The organism is Rubritalea profundi, from assembly GCF_002954445.1.
Classification (GTDB): Bacteria; Verrucomicrobiota; Verrucomicrobiia; order Verrucomicrobiales; family Akkermansiaceae; genus Rubritalea; species Rubritalea profundi.
Genome location: NZ_MQWA01000001.1, coordinates 1,518,888 through 1,526,097, shown reverse-complemented (window position 1 = coordinate 1,526,097; position 7,210 = coordinate 1,518,888). Strand labels below are relative to the sequence as shown.

4 protein-coding genes and 1 pseudogene are annotated in these 7,210 nt (G+C 46.4%); 3 read left to right on the top strand and 2 right to left on the bottom strand.

The window, feature by feature from the left end; genetic code table 11:
- The first annotated feature begins 359 nt into the window (after positions 1-359).
- A complete protein-coding gene (locus BSZ32_RS06640) occupies positions 360-3,185 on the top strand; it encodes a PQQ-dependent sugar dehydrogenase (protein ID WP_105042713.1) in 2,826 nt (941 codons plus the stop codon).
- 36 nt (positions 3,186-3,221) lie between these two features.
- Here the strand turns inward: BSZ32_RS06640 and BSZ32_RS06635 are convergent, their stop codons facing one another.
- Both BSZ32_RS06635 and BSZ32_RS06630 read right to left on the bottom strand, forming a co-directional pair.
- Positions 3,222-3,893 (bottom strand): ubiquinone/menaquinone biosynthesis methyltransferase, encoded by a 672-nt coding sequence (locus BSZ32_RS06635; protein ID WP_105042712.1) that lies wholly within the window; start codon positions 3,891-3,893, stop codon positions 3,222-3,224.
- A 39-nt stretch (positions 3,894-3,932) separates the two neighbouring features.
- Positions 3,933-4,163: a GNAT family N-acetyltransferase gene (locus BSZ32_RS06630; RefSeq protein ID WP_206018746.1), complete on the bottom strand. Its 231-nt coding sequence runs from the start codon at positions 4,161-4,163 to the stop codon at positions 3,933-3,935.
- Between the two features lie 399 nt (positions 4,164-4,562).
- Between BSZ32_RS06630 and BSZ32_RS06625 the strand changes: the two genes are divergently transcribed.
- Together BSZ32_RS06625 and BSZ32_RS18740 are read left to right on the top strand one after the other, a co-directional pair.
- A complete protein-coding gene (locus tag BSZ32_RS06625) occupies positions 4,563-6,383 on the top strand; it encodes a leucine-rich repeat domain-containing protein (protein WP_206018745.1) in 1,821 nt (606 codons plus the stop codon).
- Positions 6,384-6,401: 18 nt separating this feature from the next.
- Positions 6,402-7,210: pseudogene (locus tag BSZ32_RS18740) on the top strand (hypothetical protein); the annotation flags it as partial.

Below are 7,210 nucleotides of genomic sequence, written 5' to 3'. Positions count from 1 at the left end.
CTCTGATAAAACCATGGCTTAACACTTTAGCCACTTAAAATGTTAAACTATGCATCGGCTTAATATCAGCTTATAGTATGACTAGGCTTTCGCGGTCTTGATAGAGTCTATTACGCTACAGTTTTTCTTAGTAGCGTTGTTTGTAACCTTTGCTAGGCGATCAGGTAGTATAAATTAGAAGCGCCAGAGAGATCGCTGTTAATTCTAATAATATCGCCACCTCCGCTAAGTAATTTTAAAATTGATACGGGCAGCTTAATATCAAAATTTAACATTGTCTCTTCCAAGCTTACTGCGGATATAAATTGTAACATAAAAAATACTTCGTTATATTTCCATACGACAACAAAACCATATTTATGAATCGATTCATCACTACTTTTTATTTTTGTATCTCTCTCATTTCTAGTTCTTTCGCAGCTCCTGTGGATAGTAATTTCGCTGTTGATCATATCCAGTCAGGTAACGGTAAGACGAAGGTAGTATTTGATTCAACTGGCCGCATGTATGTGGCGGAAAAACAAGGCCGCTTACTCCTTTTCGAGCCAGATGGCAGCGGTGGATTTCAGGTCCCTTCAGTTCTGTTAGATGTCACATCCAGCGTGGATTCTACTCAGGAGTCAGGATTACTTGGTTTAGAAATAGATCCTGATCATGCGAACAATCGGTTTATCTATCTTTTTTATACCACCACGACAGACCAGCGCCTGGTGCGCTATACAATGAACGCTAGTTTTAATGGAATTGTAACCGGCTCTAACACTATTTTACTCTCTGATCTGCCGAGAAACGTAGCCTTTCATAAAGCTGGCGATATCGGTATTCACCCACTTGATCCATTTTCTATTTTCATCACGCTTGGTGATGATGATCAGGTGTATCCGGACAACATGTTGCCCCAGAATATTGATAGTTATGTGGGGAAAATTCTACGGGTGGACACCTCTACTGGGCTCGGTCTAGCTGATAATCCACACTACAATACGCTCCCAGATTCTGTTCGATCACGAGTCTGGGCCTCAGGTTTACGAAATCCTTTTCGCTTTACCTTTCATCCTACGCGGACAGACACGCTCTACGTCTCTGAGAATGGTGACTCTATTGATCGAGTATCGATGGTGCGAGCGGGTGGAAACGGTCTCTGGAACGGAGAAGATAACGATGGCTTCTTGACCGTAAATACTCCATCATTTAAAGTTCTTCATACCGACGGAGCTTCACTTATAGGCATAGAAATAGCACCTAATGGGCCTCTGGCTCACAATGCACAGCCTACTCTGTATGTAGGAAATTGGCTTAGCGGGATTAGCCGTTTCACTCTGTCTGATAGCTCCGATCCTCAAGGAACAGAGTGGGATACTCTAACAATTATTCCTGGTGGAGGGGCTAGCTACTGGGACTCTGCTGCCACTGCCATGGATCTACATTTAGCTGTGGATGGGCACCTCTATTTCACACAGACAGGTGGTGATGCTGCGCAGGCTGGCTGGTATCCTCTACGGCGTTATCGCTTCGCTGTAGGTGATCCACCTCTTGCTTCGTTTACCACCAACCCAATGAGCAGAATTGGAGAAACTCCTTTTACTGTCAACTTTACTGACACATCCACACCAGGCACCAATAACTTGACTGCTTGGAACTGGGACTTTGGTGATGGCAATACCTCAACGCAACAGAATCCAACCCATACCTACAACACACCAGGAGCTTACACTGTGATTCTCAATGTAACTGATAGCGTCGGTCTAGCCGATGATGCTCAGTTAGCGATGGCTGCTACGACGAGCACGCCAGTTTCTCTCATATTAGAAATTTATGATGGCAGAACGCTACCGCCAGTTCCCGTGACATCTGCCTTCACGATTTCTTTTTTCCAGACTGATGGTGTCACCCCTCTCCCATTTTCAGGGGGAACTGGCATCAATGAAAACCAACTAGTGACGATGGCTGATGGCACCTACACTGGCTCGGTCACCCTCCCCTTAACCGCTAATGGCTTTATAATGAAAACACAGAATCTATCCCCGCCTAATTATCAATCTGTGACACGCGGAGTAAGCGTTGCGCTCGGTTCTATGAATATCATCAACGAGATATTTCATGTTTCTACTACTTCGGTCTCAGGACAGGTTTTATCTCATCGCGGCTCTCCCGCCGTTGTGGATGTCGGTGTCAGCTCAGCGGGCTTACCATTCACCTTCGCTGGTGCCAGAGATTACCTGCCTACCTCAAGGATCCCTGCGTCTGGTGTCCTCCACCGAATCACTACTGATGATTTAGGTTACTATTCTATTCCCATTCCCACCTCTGATGCTGGTGCCACGCTGGAACTAACATTTACTGAGGACACAGGACGTGAACGGTATGCATCTAGAACTTTATCCATCATCACTCAAGCTGGTATAGATTTAGACGCTTCTGTAGTTCTCTCTGAGTGGGGTGGTGGAGAAGCTGATGATCTTTCTGCCCAGCCATACACTCCCGCTGTTAGCTACGCGGCTATCCAAAGTATTTTTAGTGCTAACTGCACTGGCTGCCATCGTGCCAACACCACAAATAATGGAGGGCTCGACTTAACCCCAGGAAACAGCTACAGCGAACTGGTTGATCAGCCTAGTGTCTTCGTAATAGGGATGAAACTCGTAGAACCTGGAAGCTATTCTAGAAGTTATCTTTTCGAGAAAATCAATAGCCCTAATCCTCAACATGGAACACGGATGCGTCCAACAGATGCCCTCCCCCTTGCCGACCAAGCCCTAATCCGTGACTGGATCACACAGTTAGCTCCTAGCTATGAAAACTATATTTGGTCAATTTTCGGAGCCGCTCCTGGCTCGGCTAACACAGCTGTCGACGAGGATTTTAACGGAAACGGAGTGAGTAATGGATTAGAATACGCAGACATGAGCTTAAGCTCGTTAACGACATCGCCAAACGGAGTAAACTTCCAAGGAGAGCTTAATCATAATAACGATAGCACTGGACTGACTCTTTTCATCCAAGCGTCAGAAGACCTAACACCAGGAAGCTGGATAACTGTGGCCAGCCGCCTCCGTGATCAGAGTGTCTGGCAGGTAAGTGCCGGAACGACGATGAGCGAGAGCACTCCAGCTGTGTTCATGTTTACGGATTCTCTTACTGGATTTAAATCCCGGTTTTATCGACTTGGAGTCGACGATCAATAAATAGATCAATAAACATAAAACTAAGTTCAGCAACTATTAAGCTTCCGCTGTATAGATAGAGGCAATTCCGCCGCTCAATGGTTCGCAGCGGGGTTCCTTGAAGCCTTGCTGGGCGATCAGGTCGCACATAGCGGAGCCACTTGGAAAGTCTCCGATAGAGCCAGCTAGATAGGTGTAAGCTTCTTCCTTAGAGGTAAGTTTCCCTGCTATTTTTGGTAAAACCTTGTTGAGGTAAAATTCGTAAGGCTTACGAAGCAGACCTTCTGGAGAAGAGAAATCTAGAACTAACAAGTGCCCACACGGTTTGATGACTCGGCGCATTTCTGTCAGTGTCTTCGGATAGTCTGCCATATTCCGCAGACCAAATGCCACCGTTAAAATATCACAGCTGTGGTCATCGAATGGCATGTTCATAGCATCCACTACTTGGGTGTTTTTCACACCTCTTCGAGAGGCATGGGCGAGCATCTCGGGACAGAAATCTGATGCTATCATTTCTGCATCATAGCAAACTTTCTGCAACTCTATTGCCAGGTCACCAGTCCCAGTAGCAATGTCTAAGATGCTGCTCGGTGCCCAATCCATGACGATCTGACCAACTCGCTTGCGCCAGAGAATGTCTGTACCCATGCTGAGCACGTGGTTGGTGAGCACGTAACGATCGGCTATTTTTGCAAATGCGTTTTTGACGAAGTTAGGATCTTGAATAATTTCTGTTAGATTACTTTGCTGGGAGTGACTAGAAATTTAGTCTGGTAGGATATCAGTATAAATTCCTGGATCGCTATTCGGGATTTCCTGAGCATTACAGACTTTTTCATAAAACTCACGCTGGCCCTCCCCACCAATGACTCCATAGACATAACCACTTTCTCTGAGTGCTTCCATCGACTTAAATAGCAGGGCCTTTCCTATACCGGTGCCTCTTGCATCCTCACTGACTCCGGTGGGTCCGTAGAATCCCTTGGCGGTAGTCAACCCCCTTATCACCTCATGAAAGCCCCTCCGACCACCTCACCCAAAAAGCAAATTCCTAGCAATTAAGTCTTATCGGTAGGCGTATTGTCAGCGGTCTGTTGTTCTTCATTTTTGTTGCTGTGGCGGCGGATGTGTCATTTAGTCTGTCTAATAGTCACCATTGCATCGGTGGCTAAAAGTGAAGTTTATTTTAGGTCCCATGTCATTTAGTTTGTCTAATAGTCACCATTGCTGGATAGGTTTCAATATTGAAATACCTTTACTAGGATGTAGGTGTATGTAAAAATCGGATAATCAGCAACTCCTTACACCTTGACTAATCAACCCCCTTATCACCCCATGAAAGCCCCTCGAACACCTCACTCAAAAAGCAAATTCCTAGCAATCAAAGGAGAAAATATGAGCATCAAAATAACTAGTACGGGCCACCACAATGGGCAAAGTCTACACCAGAAGGCAGCCATCAAGAGCAAAACCCCCCACATGATGCGAAACTTTTTCATTCCGGTGATGGCCCTTGCTCTTGCCATGATTGCACCAACGGGGATGTGTCAAAGTGAAAAAAGTATCGATTCAAATCTCTCTTCGAAATCCCGCGATGCCTTTATTGGCAGATGGAAAGGGAAGTACCACGGCCTCGACGATGTAATGAAAATTGAAGCGGGAAAGGGGCCGAAGAGTGTTGTTGTCACTATCCATGCTGAATTCGAAAATCCCGACAAGGTGAAGGGGACGCTGGAGAGTGCCTCCCAGATCAACATACCTGAACAGTCGATGGGTGGGAAGCCGGGAACTGCCGTTATTAAACTTGAGGGTGGTAAACTTCGTTTGAGTCAGAAAATGTCTGGCGATGACGTCGCGTTTGAAGGGATTGGTTACGAAAAGCAGGTCCAAGAAAAGGCAGAAAAGGTAGAAGAGGTTAAGACTATCAAAGGAATACGCGCTACGGCCGTAGGAAAGGTTTCTACCACACCCTTTTGGGATGGGCGCAAAAAAACAACCAAAACAACATGTCATATTAAAGTTGAGTTGCGGGGTAAGGAAGCCCAAAAAGCATATTCAATTGGGCCTGTTCAAGGGGTCGGCATCGCGTCAAATGGAAAAAAAGTAAAGATTGATGACAGGGGTTTTGGATCTAAGTTTAATATGGTTGACCGAAAACAACACCCGAAAGAGGGGATCGGTCTCAATATAAAATTTGATAATCTGCCTAAAAATGTTTCTGGCATTAAAAGCGTACAGGGTTCTGTCACGGTTTTGACCGGTGGAAAAGAGAAGATCGTCGCCATTCCCAATATCTTGAAGGTTTCCAATGGCCAGTTGGCTCATTCCGCCCTTGCCGCTACCAGCATTAAAATCTCATACGATAAAAGAGATTTTGGAGATGACGTTCAGCTCGATTTCGAGATGAGGGAAGGGAGTGTTGGTTTTGTTGAACTTAAATTAGTTGATGCTCGGGGTAAGCAGGTGAAGGGTTATAGCTGGGGCTCAAGCATATCTGACAACATGGTCACTTTTAATGCCCGTGGAACCAAGGCAAAGTTTAAGGGGTTAGCTCTTCAAATTGTCATACGTGAAGGGTCTAAAAAGGTCATCCTCCCCTTTAAGGCAAAAGTGGGCGAGGAGAAGAAAGAGGCCCCAAGTACCTCCCTCTTCAAATATCATGTCATCGATGGTGCTATTATGATTGCCGGTTATTCAGATAAAGAGGTGGAAGAGATTATCATACCTGCGAAGATCAAAGGCAAACCTGTTACCCGGATTGGGAACAGTGCTTTTCAGCAATACGCCAATCTTAAGAAGGTTACTATTCCTGAAGGTGTCACCAAAATAGGCGCCACGACCTTTAATGGCTGTAAAAACCTAACCAGTATTACCATCCCCGATACTGTGAAAAGCTTTGGTTTTGGAGCTTTTCAACATTCAGGACTCACCAGTCTCACCTTGCCCAGCGGCATCAAGTCTCTACCCACTGCAACCTTTGCATTTTGCAAAAATCTTACGTCGTTAACGGTACCAAAGGGTGTGACGCGCATTGGTCAATACACCTTTGGAATTTGTCCAAAATTGAAGGAAATAATTTTCCTCGGAAATGCACCTACATTCCATGCTGATGCTTTGAAAGATTCCACCCCCACCATTTACCGAAAATCCGGCGCAAAGGGTTGGGGTGAAACCTGGGCTGGAAGACCGGTTAAGTTAATAGGTGCAACGAAATAATGACCCCCTTATCACCCCATGAAAGCCCCTCCGAACATCTCACTCAAAAAGCAAATTCCTAGCAATCTAAGTCTTATCGGTAGGCGTATTGTCAGCGGTCTGTTGTTCTTCATTTTTGTTGCTGTGGCGGCGGCGGACTCGGCCGAGCTTCCGAAAGGAACGGACCATTTCCTGAATGACATGATGACTCCTTTCTGGGCGACGGATACGATGATTAATGAGTCGGTACTGATGGTTTCCAATGGGACCGAGTCACCTAAGGCACGATTGCTTTTTCCCGCAATCAAGATACTGTCGGTCAAGAATGCGGCCCTGGACAAGACGTATAAGGAAGGAGTAGATTGGGTGTACGCCAATGACACGCTCAGCCTTGTGCCTGGATCATCGGCACCATCTTTGACCACGCAACAGATGTATCCGGCGGAAAAGAAGAAAGGCTGGACCTTTCCGAAGCGCGGAGGCGGATTAGTGCTGTTTCAAGAAGGACATTACTTTCATGACCATCAGCTCGCGGTTACTTACACCCACAAGAAAGGATTGTGGAAGGGGCCGGTCCCAGAATATGCGGGCACTAGTCTCCCCAACACGCTGAGCAAGCTCAAGGCTGGTAAGCCGGCGAAGATCGTGCTCTACGGAGACAGCATTACTAAAGGGGGGAATGCAAGTGGTTTCACCGGGGCCCTGCCCGGCATGCCCCCCTTCGGGGAGCTCTTCGTCGAATATCTAAGGTCGGTGTATGATTCCAGCATCACAGTCGAAAACACGGCGGTGGGGGGGAAGGCTTCCCCTTGGGGTATCGCGAATGTTCACGCTCGAGTCACGGTGAA